Annotated in this window: 13 protein-coding genes; 9 read left to right on the top strand and 4 right to left on the bottom strand. The window is 48.3% G+C overall.

Features of this window, described 5'->3' with window-relative positions; genetic code table 11:
- Positions 1–44 precede the first annotated feature (44 nt).
- The 3 genes from ACRRS1_RS13385 to ACRRS1_RS13395 are packed head-to-tail and all read left to right on the top strand — an operon-like array spanning position 45 to position 4,094.
- A complete protein-coding gene (locus ACRRS1_RS13385) occupies positions 45–1,037 on the top strand; it encodes an AvrD family protein (protein WP_432452668.1) in 993 nt (330 codons plus the stop codon).
- Positions 1,034–1,756, top strand: a complete 723-nt coding sequence (locus ACRRS1_RS13390) for an ATP/GTP-binding protein (protein ID WP_432467629.1) — start codon at positions 1,034–1,036, stop codon at positions 1,754–1,756. Before ACRRS1_RS13385 ends, ACRRS1_RS13390 begins: the two co-directional genes overlap by 4 nt.
- Positions 1,757–1,772: 16 nt before the next feature.
- Positions 1,773–4,094, top strand: coding sequence for an efflux RND transporter permease subunit (locus tag ACRRS1_RS13395; protein ID WP_432467628.1), 2,322 nt, complete (start codon positions 1,773–1,775; stop codon positions 4,092–4,094).
- Positions 4,095–4,410: 316 nt separating this feature from the next.
- On the opposite strand, the gene ACRRS1_RS13400 is transcribed toward ACRRS1_RS13395, so the two are convergent.
- Positions 4,411–5,082, bottom strand: a complete 672-nt coding sequence (locus tag ACRRS1_RS13400) for a response regulator transcription factor (protein ID WP_432467627.1) — start codon at positions 5,080–5,082, stop codon at positions 4,411–4,413.
- A 397-nt stretch (positions 5,083–5,479) separates the two neighbouring features.
- Positions 5,480–6,394 (bottom strand): PhzF family phenazine biosynthesis protein, encoded by a 915-nt coding sequence (locus ACRRS1_RS13405; RefSeq protein WP_432467626.1) that lies wholly within the window; start codon positions 6,392–6,394, stop codon positions 5,480–5,482.
- 96 nt (positions 6,395–6,490) lie between these two features.
- Between ACRRS1_RS13405 and ACRRS1_RS13410 the strand changes: the two genes are divergently transcribed.
- The 4 genes from ACRRS1_RS13410 to ACRRS1_RS13425 all read left to right on the top strand — a co-directional run bounded on the left by ACRRS1_RS13410 (position 6,491) and on the right by ACRRS1_RS13425 (position 9,073).
- Positions 6,491–7,441, top strand: coding sequence for a LysR family transcriptional regulator (locus ACRRS1_RS13410; protein WP_432467625.1), 951 nt, complete (start codon positions 6,491–6,493; stop codon positions 7,439–7,441).
- A 219-nt stretch (positions 7,442–7,660) separates the two neighbouring features.
- Positions 7,661–7,984 carry an antibiotic biosynthesis monooxygenase family protein gene (locus ACRRS1_RS13415; RefSeq protein ID WP_432452662.1) on the top strand — a complete coding sequence of 108 codons (324 nt, stop codon included), beginning with the start codon at positions 7,661–7,663 and terminating at the stop codon, positions 7,982–7,984.
- Positions 7,977–8,366: a hypothetical protein gene (locus ACRRS1_RS13420; RefSeq protein ID WP_432452661.1), complete on the top strand. Its 390-nt coding sequence runs from the start codon at positions 7,977–7,979 to the stop codon at positions 8,364–8,366. Before ACRRS1_RS13415 ends, ACRRS1_RS13420 begins: the two co-directional genes overlap by 8 nt.
- Positions 8,348–9,073, top strand: coding sequence for an ArsR/SmtB family transcription factor (locus tag ACRRS1_RS13425; protein ID WP_432452660.1), 726 nt, complete (start codon positions 8,348–8,350; stop codon positions 9,071–9,073). The genes ACRRS1_RS13420 and ACRRS1_RS13425 overlap by 19 nt, the downstream gene beginning before the upstream one ends.
- Positions 9,074–9,125: 52 nt before the next feature.
- Here the strand turns inward: ACRRS1_RS13425 and ACRRS1_RS13430 are convergent, their stop codons facing one another.
- The gene (locus ACRRS1_RS13430) at positions 9,126–10,064 is read right to left on the bottom strand and encodes a DMT family transporter (protein WP_432452659.1); all 939 of its coding nucleotides are present in this window, start codon (positions 10,062–10,064) and stop codon (positions 9,126–9,128) included.
- A 138-nt stretch (positions 10,065–10,202) separates the two neighbouring features.
- Here ACRRS1_RS13430 and ACRRS1_RS13435 point away from each other — a divergent pair, with 138 nt between their 5' ends.
- Positions 10,203–10,667, top strand: coding sequence for an Lrp/AsnC family transcriptional regulator (locus tag ACRRS1_RS13435; RefSeq protein ID WP_432452658.1), 465 nt, complete (start codon positions 10,203–10,205; stop codon positions 10,665–10,667).
- Between the two features lie 92 nt (positions 10,668–10,759).
- Here ACRRS1_RS13435 and ACRRS1_RS13440 read toward each other — a convergent pair whose 3' ends face one another.
- Positions 10,760–13,234, bottom strand: a complete 2,475-nt coding sequence (locus ACRRS1_RS13440) for a molybdopterin oxidoreductase family protein (protein WP_432467624.1) — start codon at positions 13,232–13,234, stop codon at positions 10,760–10,762.
- Positions 13,235–13,621: 387 nt separating this feature from the next.
- Here ACRRS1_RS13440 and cobA point away from each other — a divergent pair, with 387 nt between their 5' ends.
- Positions 13,622–14,431 carry a uroporphyrinogen-III C-methyltransferase gene (gene cobA / locus ACRRS1_RS13445; protein WP_432467623.1) on the top strand — a complete coding sequence of 270 codons (810 nt, stop codon included), beginning with the start codon at positions 13,622–13,624 and terminating at the stop codon, positions 14,429–14,431.
- Positions 14,432–14,458: the final 27 nt, after the last annotated feature.

The raw sequence follows: 14,458 nt of genomic DNA on the forward strand, positions 1-14,458 counted from the left end.
GATTTTCTCAAATAACTGTTCGTATGTTAGGAGTAGAAACCGAAATGGAAGCTGAACCAATCTTAGAACAAGGATGTACACTCATTCCACATATCGATGATGCACTCGGCCCCGCCGCACAACGTTATTTTGGCGAGGGATATAAAAAAACCCAGTATCGGTGCAACGTCAAATACACCGCCAGCTTCGCCGAAGGGACCATCGCGATTGATTACCGAACCGACTGGTCACAAAAGGAAAAAGTCAGTAGCCGCCCGCCCCACCTGAGTACTATCGATGCGTTTCTGGTTGCGGGTCGAATTGCCTGTGAGCTGCTCAGACGAGAATTCAACTTAAGCGAACAACAGACATCCCAGGCATGGATCCGACACTTGTCCATCAAGGCTGGCAGTGAAGCTTTAGAGGATCTGGTTGCCGTTCCGCTCAGCACCCGGCTGATAAAATCGGTGACCAACAACAACAGTATGTTTGGGGTTCTCAGTCATTTCAAAACAGTCTTAAAAACAATGGAAGTTGAGATCATTATTGACCACCCGCCGGGTATTGACAGCCACACGGTGAATGCGGCTCCCTTAAACGCTGAAGAGTATTTCATCGATGAGTTCCGGGAAAGACACTGCGAACTATACAACAACAGCTTTAATGATAAATCCTGTGCAGTTTCTTGTGAACTCACCCTACAACGACCGGGAAATCAATTCAGCGGTCTGATGGGCCAATATCCGCACGCCCTGATGATTGTGGATTGGCTAACCAGCTTCGCTCAGCTTTCACAATTAGTGATGTATCGTTTAGATAATGTGCAACGAAACCAAACCAATAACCTGTGGATGCGTTCAGTCAAAATCACTGCCCCGTACCCAATTATTCCCCAGCAAAAACATACCCTTACTTTACGAAGTACGCGCAACTCGCTAATCAACAAAAATCACGAACAATGGCGTCTTGCTACCGTTTCTGGCTCTATTGCCAGCCATCCGGAATTCTCACTTAGCGCCAAGCTTTGCCACTCACTTCCCCAAGGAACAATCGCATGAAAATTGCCATATCAGGAACCTATTCAACCGGGAAAACAACCCTAACCGAAGCGCTCGCCATTGCAACTGAGATCCCCAGAACTCAGGCCAGAACGATGCGGGAAATCCTGCCGGATGCAGTTCCAGGAAAGACTCTGGAACAATGTAAACCCTTTGAGTTACTCACCCTTGGTTTAAGCAGACTAACCGAGCGGATGATTAACGAAGAACAGTTTGGTGATCGTTTTTTTTCCGACGGTTCTAGCCTTCACGAATGGGTATATGGTGCCGCCAGATTAGAAACCGGAATTAATCCATCTGAAAGTGACTTGCTGTTAGCCCTAAAACGTATCGCAGGCGCTCCTTATGCCTCACTTCACAAAGGCTATATTGAAGCATTTGGCAATGTCGCCAAACGCCATGCAAAAAAAACCTACAGCCAATTTGTCCATCTACCGATTGAATTTGATTTGGTCGCAGATGGTCACCGACCGGTCTCCGAAGTATTTCGTCAGCTCTCCAATGATCTGTTACTGAATACACTCAAAGAACTGAATATCCCGTACATTGTCGTCGGTGGTGAGCTGCGAGAACGTCTGCTCACCATTGCGCAACACTTTCACCTACCGCTACGCATGGATCCCGATGAGGCGATCGAAACCGCAGTCAATAAAGTCAAGGCGGAAGCGATCGAAATCGAAAATCATCGTCTGTCGGTCCTTGCCACTCAACAAGCTTAACCTTAGGATATAAATCATGATTAATTGGACTAAAAAGCGTGCCTGGCTGGCGATTTTTGCTTGGCTTGCCACCCTGGCGGTAGCCTTTATTGGCCTTGGCAAACTGACACTGAATAACGACTATAAGGTGTTCTTCAGTAAAGATAACCCCGATCTGGTTGCTTTCGAACAGATTGAAGATAAGTACAATAGCAATGACAGCGTATTAGTGGTACTCAGGCCCAAATCTGGCGACATTTTTCAGCCCGATGTACTGCAAACCATCATCGAGCTCACCGAGCAAGGCTGGCAAACCCCCCATTCTTACCGAGTCGACTCCGTTAGCAACTATCAATATACCCGCGCCGTCGATGATGAACTGCTGGTCGAGGATTTCATCTCATCAGATGAACTTCAACAGCAAGCTGTACTGGCGGATAAAAAGCAATATGCATTACAACAACCCGAGTTGCTCAATCGCTACCTCGCAGCCGATGCTAAATCGACAGCAATCAACGTACTGGTTCGGCTTTCAGTCGATGAACAGTCGGAAGAAGTGCGAGAAATAGCCCAATTCTGGCAAGATCTGATTGCTCAAACTCAAGAGCAACACCCAGAGATCGAATTTTACCTGACTGGTCAAGTGATGCAGAATGATGCCTTTGGCGAAGCCTCGCAACGAGACATGGGCAGCCTCGTGCCCATCGCATTATTACTGATCATTCTGGGTACCGGAATCTACCTGCGCAGCATCTGGAATTCTGTCGTAATCACTCTAGCTATCTTATCCTCGATCTTTATAGCGCTTGGCGCAGCTGGCTGGCTGGGCATCGCCATTACCTCACCTTCGGCTTCCGCACCTATCATTATTTTGACCATGGCGGTCGCCGACTGCATCCATTTTCTGCAAGGCTTCAAAAAAGCCCAACTGGACGGCAAGGCAAAACTGGAAGCCATCGCTGATGCAATGGCCAAACACCGATTGCCCATCATACTCACCAGCTTAACAACTGCCGTTGGCTTCCTGTCGATGAACTTCAGTGATTCACCACCGTTTAATGACCTTGGCAACATCACCGCCATGGGCGTTTTTGCCGCTATGCTGCTCACCCTGTACTTCGCCCCAGCCTTACTGGTCGTTCTCCCCTTGCGCAGGCCCCCAGCACATCAGCAACAATGGTTAAGCAAGCCCTTAACAAAACTGGCCCGCTGGACAATCAAAAACCCAGCATTAAAAATTGCAGCGGTGCTGATCTTCAGTTTAGTGATTGCCGCCAACCTGGTCCGCAATAAAATCGACGATACCCTGTTCGAGTACTTCGATGAGAGTTATGCGGTTCGACAAGCCAATGATTTCACCTACGCCAAGCTCACAGGCGTCGCCAGTATTCAATTTGCACTCCGTCCCGAAAGCGGCGAAGCGGTCACCTCACCCAACTTCTTGCAAAAACTGGATGCCTTTGTCACCTCGGCCCGTGATACCGATGGCGTCTATCACGTCCAGTCACTCACCGACATCATGAAACGGCTCAATAGCAGTCTGCATAATGATGATCCCAGTTACTATGTTTTGCCACAGGATCCGCAACTGTCTGCACAAACGCTGCTACTTTACGACATGTCGCTCCCTTACGGACTCAACCTGAGTAATCAGGTCGCATTAGATAAAAAAGAGTTACGGATCATCATCACGGCCAAAAAGATGTCTTCGAATCAACTGGTCGTGCTGGAATCCAATCTAAGAAAACAGCTCTTAGAACATTTTAATGCAAGCAGTATCAGCCCGGGTGTTAGCGCAGACATCATGTTTGCCCATATTGGCTACCGCAATAATATCAGTATGCTCACTGCTTCTGTGGCCGCCTTAGTACTCATTTCCCTGCTGATCGGCATCATGCTGCGTTCGGTCCGACTCGGCCTTATCAGTATCTTACCGAATATTCTTCCCGCCTCGATTGCTTTTGGCGCCTGGGGAATGATGGTTGGAGAAGTTGGCTTGAGTTTATCGGTCATTGCCAGTATGACCTTGGGGATTGTGGTCGACGATACCATTCACCTCCTCTACCGCTACAATACACTCCGCAAGTCGGGATATTCAGAACAAGAAGCGATTCAATCCTCGGTCAAACATACCGGGCTCGCCATCATCGGCACCAGTCTGGTGCTGAGTCTTGGTTTCTTGGTCCTCGCCTGCAGCAGCTTCAAGATGAATGCAGATATGGGACTCATGACCGCCATTACCATCTTAATAGCATTGGTCCTCGATCTGCTGCTGGTCCCTGCAATGCTAAAAATAACCAGCGCTAAAAGCCGGCCAATCGAGTCAAATGAACAGGCAATCGGGCTACCTTTGGGATAATACCGAACTAAAAAGTAAGGGCTCGCTCACCGAGCGGCCCGCTACTTTTGATGACATTGCTTGCAGCACCGATGATTCATTGAGACCAAGCCGCCTCGCCAGCATGCAAGCGACACAAACAATGGAGAAGCATAAAAAATCGACAATAAGAACTATCTAAAGCGTTCAGCGAAAGGCGGGGCGTAGTTTTTCCTTGCAGAAATAATTGAGCAGAATTTGCGTCATTCTGAAAACGGCATACCGCACAGCATCATCAAACATGTTTATCTGGAAAAATAGACTGTCAGGATTCAAGCCACATTAGCAGCAGCTTATTTTATCCGTCGCACCAGCCTTGCTCAATTGCCTTGGCAACCGCATGTGTCCGATTATGGGTACCCAGCTTTTTATAGATGTTCTGCAAATGATACTTTACCGTTCTCTCACTGATATTAAGTAATCGACTGATTTCCCAGTTACTCTTCCCCATTTTTAACCAAGGCAATAACTCCTGTTCTCGCTGAGTCATCAAGCTCGGCTTTGACGCCGCTTCACGCGCCTTATTTTCGCAAATACTCTGGCGTACCATATTAAGATGCGGGCTTAACAGGTAAAGCGCATTTATTTCGTCACTCGATGGTTGCCGCTCACCAAATGACAATAAGAACATGCTGCTCTCTTTCCCTTGACGACCTGAAATAACCAAACGTTTACCATAATCAGGATGAACGATGGGATCCATCAATACCGAAATACTGCGCGAGTGAGTGCGTGCGGCAGAAAATAAGGGATCGCTGGCCAGTGACCGAGCGCTAAAGCAGCGAACAAAATGCTGCTGTGAAAAACCAAAGCAAACGGGCGCACTAGCGCTTTCCTTAGACAATGAACCTAATATACTAAAATCAAAAGATATTTCGTTTTTCAAAGCGCTAAACCAAGCTTGAAAATCTTCATCCTTTTGTACTTCGGTTAACTGGTGTGATAATTCAAACAGTTTCTGCTTATCCATAAGCACTATTGATACCTACCGAGCCGAGTGACTTTAACAAGCTCAAATCTGTATAAGCATCTGAGTCATTGATGCTGGTATGTATACCCGCTCCTAGCTTTGCATTCAAGGCCTTATTGACAAACAAAGTATTATTGAAAATAAATCCATGACTCAAGGCCGCCACTTTAAATGCTAGCGATCCGGGAAAAATCGTTGCATGTCATATCTGTCGCTTACATATTTGAGCGTAGCATGCTCTTTTACCGGACTTTTCTAGGATCTCCTGAACCCAAAATTTCAGCTTATTCAGAGCCAAGTCATCGACATTTTATTGATCTGGAGACAAGCCATTGGCTTGCCCCTTGATGCGAATACCGATGCAATCGCGCCAGTGATCCCTGTAAATAAAATGTCACTATAACAAAACATCCACTTGCTTCATCAACTTGCCATAACCGCCAGCCATCAAGCCCTGGATTTGTCCATCCCTTGCAACAATAAGCTCTACTGAAATCTGACTCAGAGACGCAGGCTGCATGTACTTCCCTTGCTCGATGGTGATTGAAGATTGCTTAAGCCCGAGATAATCATGCAATAGACAAGCTAAAGGTCCCGCTGCCATTCCTGTTGCCGACTCTTCGTTAATCGCAAAGCGCGGCGCGAACATCCGGGTCGTCGCATCTTTAGTGGTGGCTGCAGCATCAGTGGTAAAAACATAATAACCAATAAGCTCAAGCCTCTCGCTAATCTCAGAAATTTTGGCAAAGTCTGGGCTTAGCCGAGCCAGTCTAGCGCCATCTGACACCCCGACCATAGCAAAACTGTTACCCGTATTCACAACCATAGGCTCAATACGCGGATCCAAATCGGCGGCATCCAAGCCCAATGAATCAAGAACGTCCTCAAGCGTCACCCCCTTAGGGTTCCAATCCCGATGGTTCAGATAAGTGGGTGCCACCTGTTCCATATAGGCAGCCCCATTTTTGATCATAATCTTACGCGAACCATCCACAGTTTCTTTACTCGACTCTCCTTGCGTAATCCTGCCTGTTTCAGCTAAGTAAGAAAATGTTGCGATAGTTGCATGACCACAATGAGCAATACGGCGATTAGGCGTGAAAAAGTCAAGCTTGAACGCTGCAGTATTCGACTGAGAGACAAACGCGGTCTCAGACAAGCCGATTTGAGACGCAATATCTAACATGTCACGTTCACTCAAGCCATCGGCGTCCAGAACCAGCCCCGCAGGATTGCCACCACAGCCTTCAACAACAAAACCATTCACAATTTTTGCTGGTATTTTTCTAGCCATAACATGAGATATATTCATATAAATATCCTATTTTATCGTATCTATAAATTGTTAGCGCTTATAATAAAACCAAAGATATCCTTAAAGACACTCATAAAGGCATGAGGTAAATTCATGAATAAATTCACGGACGAAACCGACAAAGAGACCGTCAATCGATTAAGCCAGGCGGCCCCCTTACTCGCGGCGATCGTTGACGAGCTAAACTTTACCAAGGCTGCCGAGCGACTCAATGTACAACAGTCTGCAATCAGCCATAGAGTCCGGGCATTGGAAGAAAAACTTGGGCTCACCCTTTTCGAACGCAGCACCAAAAATCTTCGTCTGACAGCGGCAGGAAAAATACTCTGTGAAGCCGCACGACAGTCCATGTCGGTCTGGCAACCCGCATTAGATAAGCTGGAAAAAAACCAAAGCGCTGACCAGATTAGACTTTCTTTACCTTCTTCTCTCGCCATGAAATGGGCGATCCCAATTTTGCCAAATGCAAGCTCAGAGGGACTATCAATATCGCTTGAAGTGAAAGACGATTTGACTGACTTTCATCATGATGATACCGACGCAGCCATCAGATTCGGCGTCGGCCCCTACCCCGGCTTACATGCAATTCACCTGACTCACTGCAAAATACAAGCCGTGGTCAGTCCTCGCTTCCTCAACGGTGTCGTAGACCAAAGCGAACAAGCCTTACTCGAGCAAAAAATGTCACTATTGTCAGACCGACGAGGGGCCAAAGACAATACTGGTTATCACTGGCAAAACTACTTCGAAAAAACCGGCTCTCTCATCGAACCCTTCACCTGCAAACATCAATTTGATCGGGCCGACCTAATGATTCAGGCCGCGGTTAGTGGTATGGGGATTGGTCTGGGCAGAACATTACTGATAGAAAATGACCTGAAGGCGGGTTTTCTAAAAACACTTGGCCCTTCAGTGAACATCGAGTCCAGTTACTGGCTGGTTTGTTCGGCTAGTTTTGCGCAAAGCAAACGCTTTAAGCTGCTGCAGCATTGGCTCAAAAAGGAAATTCAAGCGACGGTCAATCAATCTCATGCCATTCAATAAACATCGATATGCAAGCAAGGCGGAACACTATCCTTGCTTACGAATGACTCGGGGAGCAGGTCGCTTCATCGGCAAACATCCATCAATTTAGTGCCGCCCCCAAATCTGCCATCACCGCGACCCATGCATCCGGGCGTGCATATTTCGCTACCTAACGAAGCAAGCCTCGGCAAACCGATTATAGTACCCGGCATTCACACACAATTGATGAGCGACCCAATGATTGCCGTAATTTTTGAAGCCAAAGCCAAGCCAGAACAACAACAGCGTTACTTTCAGCTGTCGGCAGAGCTAAAACCCTTACTCTCTGATATAGATGGATTTATTTCTGTAGAGCGTTTCACCAGCCTCGCGGACCCAGAGAAATTTCTATCCCTATCCTGGTGGCGCGATGCAGAATCGATTCGCCAATGGAAAACAAATATGCAGCACCAATCGGCGCAAACCGAGGGCTATCAGTCGATTTTTTCTTTTTATCAGATCCGAGTTGCCGAAGTGATTAAAGATGATTCATCAAACACCAAAGGAAAGCACAATGTATGATATTCATGTCTGTTTAAAAAATCAGCCCGGACAACTGGCGGCATTAGCAAGTCTGCTTGGCAGCCATGGCGTGGGCCTTGAAGGCGGCGGGGTATTTTCCAGCGCGGGTCAAAGCCATGCTCATTTTCTGGTGGAAGATGGCGAGAAGGCAAAACAAGTATTACAAAGTCACGACTTGCAAGTCATCGGCGTTTGTAAACCACTGATCAGAAAACTAAAACAAGAGCGCCCCGGAGAGCTGGGTGAAATTGCAGCAAGCCTCGCCAATATTGGGGTAAATATTGTGACCCAGTACAGCGATCATGCCAACCGCTTGATCCTGATTACAGATAATTTTAAGCTGGCCGAACAAGCCACCAAACAATGGACCGTCAACGCTTGAGCAGCCACCCGCATCTTTCTCAGCAAAATGTTGAAGATAATATTCAACCCGTCTCAATGGCAGCACTTGCTGCTGCCCTATCGGATGTCTCCAGAGTCAAAATTATTTGCGCCTTAATGGATGGTCGGGCCTGGACCGCTACTGAGCTGAGCGTGATAGCAGATATTGCGCCCTCCACCACGAGTGCTCATCTTGCTCGACTGCTCAAGGAAGCATTGATTAGCTGCCTGTCTCAAGGGCGGCATCGCTATTACCGCCTCGCGGGTGCGGATGTCGCCAATCTGGTTGAAACGCTGATGGGCGTCTCCTGGAAAAGAATCGAACCGCCCAAAAGTCGAACGCCAATTGAATTAAAGCAGGCCAGAACCTGTTACGACCACCTCGCTGGTGAACTGGCGGTCAATATTTATGATGCGCTGCTCAGCAATCAGTGGATAGAGAAAGATGGGCAACACTTAAGCCCCTTGGGAAAGCAAAAATTTGCAGATCTTGGGCTAAACCTCCAGCCAAAAACCAAGCGTAAATACTGTTGTCCTTGTTTAGACTGGAGCGAGAGGAAATACCACCTTGGCGGCCACCTGGGCGCAGAACTCTTCAGCTGCTTCGAGAATCACGGCTGGCTGATTCGCGTCAGCGAATATCGAATGGTGAACATCTCGAAAACAGGCCGGCAAGCTTTTAAAAAATTATTTGCGATTACCGTCTAGCCAGCGAAGGCTAATGCAAATCTTCAGCGAACAATGATCAGCCGGGCGGGACTCACTGCCGCTTGCTAAAAATACCACTGGCAATCAGTACTCCAGCGCTCACCAATAGCAGCCCCACGATGGAATAAACCTCGATCATTTCGCCCAAAACAGGAACCGCTATCAAGGCCGCTAAAACAGGGGTAAAGGCACCAATCGCGGCCATGTTTTCGGCTCCCAAGCGTTGAATGGCAAAGCCATAACTAAAACCCGTGAGCAAACCGACCAATAAGCTTTGCACCAAAAACTGCCACGCTAACATCTGCCATGGCGAGTCCACTAACTGACTAGACACCAAACCAGTCGACCATAACAACAGCAAAACCAGCACCGAAACCAGTCCCATCAAAGCCGTAGAAACCAGCGGCGGCAGGCCAGCTATCCGTAAACTCACCGTATAAATCGCCCAAAAAAGACTCGCGGCAAGCAACAATAAGTCGCCAATCCAAGTTCCAGCAGGGGCCGTGAGCAAAGATAAGCTAAAGAGGACCACGACGCCCAGAGTCACTAGGCAGAGACCGATTTTACGTTGAATGCTCACCCTTTCTTGATAAAAAACCACCGCCAATAAAGTCACAAATAGCGGATAAGCCCCCAAAATTAATAAACCGGCATGGGAGGCTGGAGCGTACTTAAGACCGGTGGCGCTCAAATAGAAAAATGGCACGCCCGCACCGGCAACTATCCCCAATAACAGCGTTGGCGAAACACCTTTCAGTAAGGCTCTCGAGCGCCATAAAATAGGCAGCAGCAACAGCGCTGGCGGCGAATAACGCAACAAGCCAAGGTCAAAAAAGCCTAAAGAATTGGTCACCCCGGCCCGCATGCTCACCAGCCAGAAAGCCCAAATAGAAATACTCACCAGAGCGGCGAGTAAACCATAACGAAACGCCCCGCCAGTGGCATACTGTTTATAGTGGGGGGCGGTGTTGGAGCTGCAAGTATCAGACATAACGCTTTCCTTATGGCGTACCGAAAGTCTATTATCCAGCCAATATGGTGAGCATGTCCTTGCAATATCCAACCCAAATTTTGAATAAATTGCTATACTATGCCAAATTACCCTTCCTAATATTAATAGTATGCCAAAATGAACAAAACAGACATCGAGATCTTATCCCGACTGCAAGACGATGGACGCCTCACCAATGTCGCCCTCTCGGAGCAGATTTGTTTATCGCCCTCGCCGTGTCTGCGACGCGTAAAACAATTAGAGCAAAGTGGCGTGATTCAGGGCTACCACGCGCGCGTTGATCGGCAAAAAGCGGGCTTCTCGATGACTATTTTTGTAGAGGTACGACTGAACACCCATGAAGTTAGCGCCCATACGGCTTTTGAAACGGCGATGATCGACATGCAAGACATCGTTAGCGCCCATCTGGTTTCAGGCACCGCCGATTATAGTCTGGAAGTTGTGGCGATTGATTTAAATGATTACGAAGGTATTTTAAAACGCCTGCAAGGACTCCCCCATGTGAAGGATATCCAGAGTCACTTCGCGATCCGTTGTGTGAAATCAGCGGCCCCACTGCCGTTGACAAAGGTGAGCCGGTAACGGATAAAACGTGGCGGCTGCTGAAGTACTTTTGGCAAGCTTAACTTGTTGCAGCTTACGCAAATAGCACACCGCTGCGCTTCAGCGGCCACTCATTGAGCCAGTGCCATCATGTCTTGCTCAAGCTCCGCCAGCGGCTTGTCCTCGGCGAACCATGCCATCACCTGCTGCATGGTGGGTTCTGCGATCCCTTGATTGGCGGCCAGGTAAAGCCAGCTAAGCTGGTTGTTATCGATTGCCGCGCAGAGCCGATGGTTTGCGCTGGCCGCCTGAATGGTTCTGCTGTGCGCTGTCGTGAGCGCAAGATGAATACGTTCATCGAGCCGTTGCAGACTTTGTTGACTCTCGATTTGATACAGATAAGCACTTGTGGTTTTTCGTCTCACCCAATAGTCAATCTGGCCAAGTTCGACAGGCTCTCGAACCAACAACAGCGCAAAGCTGCTCATCGGACAGTCGGCAATTTTAACCGGCGTAAATTTAAACTCCGGCTGCCCCGATAAGCGATCCGCTCTTGCGTCAATCAAGCCCCCCGGCTTACTGTTCGACGCGGTCAGTTCATTCCAGTGGATCGGCACAAAAACTTCATCGCGCCGCATCGATGTCGTTTCAATCACTCGGCTCATACAATCGCCATGGCGATTACTCACTTTTGCCAGCTGCCCATGTGTTACTGCATATTTTTTCGCCGTATCGGGATGCACCAGCAGATAAGGCTCTGGCATATGTGTGGCCAGTCGCGCAGACAAACCGGTTCGAGTCATGGTATGCCAATGATCGCGAGTTCGTCCGGTATTCAAAATCACCGGGAAATCTGCGCAGACCTGAATTGATGGCGCACGATAAGTCACCGCTACAAAGTTAGCTTTTCGATTGGGAGTATAAAACCTGCCATCTTCAAACAGCCGCTGATGGCTCACGGAGCTTTGCTGTTTCAACACCGGCCATTGTTGCGGCAATAACTGTTGGTATTCGCTGCTGCTGAGATTACTCAAACCCGCCAGATTTAAGTCTCTTTCAAAACCTTGATTATCTAGCGCGGTGAGCGCCGCATGCTCTTTAAATACCGCCCCTTCATGGGCGTAGCTAAATTGTTCTTTAAACCCCATCCTCTGCGCCACCTGTGAAATAATCCACCAGTCGGGTTTGGCCTGCCCCGGGCTGGCTAATAAACGCCGCTGGCGGGAGATCCGACGTTCCGAGTTAGTGACCGTTCCCGACTTTTCACTCCAGCCCTGCGCCGGCAGTAATACATCGGCAAACTGCGTCGTTGCGGTTTTTTCGATGCAATCGGAGACGACGACAAAGGGGCATTTTTCAAGGGCGCGTTTAATTTTACTGCTATCGGGCAAACTCACCACTGGATTGGTCGCCATGATCCACAGCGCTTTGATTTTGCCGGCAGCGATGGCCTCAAACATATCCAGCGCTTTTAGTCCCGGCTCGGTGGCCATGTGCTCGGCCTGCCAAAAGCTGGCAACCCGCTCAATATCCTGCGGATTAAACTCCATATGCGCGGCTAAGGTATTGGCTAAAGCCCCAACTTCCCTGCCCCCCATGGCATTGGGCTGGCCAGTGATGGAAAACGGCCCGCAGCCGGGTTTACCAATTTTCCCGGTGGCCAAATGACAGTTAATAATACTATTAACTTTGTCAGAGCCTTGCGAAGACTGATTCACCCCTTGAGAATAAATGGTAAGCACCCGCTCGGTGCGAGCAAAAGCCTCAAAAAATGCCTGACATTCGGCTTCACTGAGGCCAATGTCATGCACCGCATGAGCATCACTGCTGGCCGAGGCATAAGCCTGCTCAAAGTGCTGAGTATGTTGGACAATAAAGTCCTGATCAAGCTCACCCTGCGCCGCCAGATAAGCCAATAATTGATTAAACAGTACCACATCGCTTCCCGGTGCAATCGCAAGATGCAGATCGGCAATATCGCAAGATTCGTTGTTGCGGGGATCGATCACAATGACTTGAAGCGCTGCATTGTTCTGTTTCGCCACAATTAATCGCTGAAATAACACCGGATGGCACCACGCCAGATTAGACCCAACTAAAATAACCAGCTCGGCTTGCTCCATATCCTGATAGCACACCGCAACCGTATCCATGCCAAATGCCCGTTTCTGCCCCACCACCGCCGAGGCCATACATAAACGGGAGTTACTATCGATATTTGCGGTTCCCAGAAAACCCTTGATCAGTTTATTCGCCACATAATAGTCTTCAGTTAATAGCTGCCCAGAGACGTAAAATGCCACGGCATCGGGGCCGTGCTCACCAATGGTTTGGCTAAACTGCTCTGCAACCCGATTTAAGGCATGCTCCCAGTCGATGTCCACAAAGCCATCAGGCTGCTTCAGTTGCGGCGACATTAATCGCCCATCGTGAATCACCGTATCGCCAAGCGCGATGCCCTTGGTACACAATTTCCCAAAATTTGCCGGGTGCTGTTGGTCTCCTCTGATCTCTAAACGACCACTGGCGAGCACTCTTGCCTCTACACCACAACCCACACCACAATAGGCACAGGTGGTTTTTATCCATCCTTCCGCGTCTCTCATAAGCAACCTCAAAGACCAACATTAGAGAGAATTGGAGCAAATACCATTCCAAACTAATGAAAACAACAAAAAACAAATTAAAGGTGTTTTTAATCAGCACCTTGAATTCACAACTACCACTAAAGTGGTAGCTATATAAGGACCTTCCATCTACCTATTTAGTTGTAGTTTGGTCGATTATAAATAATCATCGCACCTTAAATGCCCATAATCATTATTATTTGAAAAACCCAAGCTTCACACTCAAAGCTAGAAATTCAAAAGCAAACAATATAAACAGTTGATAAACAACAATAAATAAAAAAACAAAACGAACCTTTATCTAGCCTTGGCACTCATATTGCGTTGAGTGAAATATGAATTTTATAAAACGCAGTGGTGGCCGCAATGCATGTCAATCAATCACTTTATGGTGTGGTTTCTTTAGTCGGCGCAGGCCCGGGCGATCCGGAGCTACTGACGCTAAAGGCACTCAAAACCATTCAGGCTGCCGATGTGATTGTGTATGACAAGCTGGTCAGTCAGGATATACAAACGCAGTTCCCCGCTGGGGCAGAACAAATCTGCGTCGGCAAAGCCAAAGGCAAGCACAGCTATCAGCAGGATCAAATCAACCGTCTTCTCCGCGATTATGCCCAAAGAGGTTACCGGGTATGTCGCCTCAAAGGCGGAGATGCTTTGGTGTTTGGCCGCGGTAGTGAAGAAATGCTCTATCTTGCCAGACACGGTATTCAAGTGAATGTGGTGCCGGGCATTACCGCAGCTTCTGGCTGCTCAACTTACGCCAACATTCCCCTCACCCACCGAGGCCTTGCGCAAGGCTGCAGCTTTATAACTGCGCATGCCGAACAGTCACTCGATGTGAACTGGCAAGCGCTAGCACAATTGAAGCAAACCCTGGTTATCTATATGGGATTAAGCAAAGTCAGGCTGATCCAATCTCAATTAATGCGCTACGACATGGATCCGGCGACGCCGGTCGCCATCATTGAAAATGGCTGCACCGCCAAACAAAGACAGTTTATCGGTCAATTAGATGGCTTGGAAAACCTCGCCAGCAAACATCAGCTAAAGTCTCCTGCGCTGATTGTAATTGGCAAAGTGGTGACGCTTGCTTCGCAATTAGCAACTCTGGAGCAAGACCATCTTCTCCAGTTTTCCAGCCCAGCAACACAACAACTCTCGTTAATCGCCTAAACCTCGGGTCAATGAGTCGATTTAATT

Origin of the sequence: Agarivorans sp. Z349TD_8 (genome assembly GCF_050870825.2) — a bacterium.
Taxonomy (GTDB): domain Bacteria; phylum Pseudomonadota; class Gammaproteobacteria; order Enterobacterales; family Celerinatantimonadaceae; genus Agarivorans.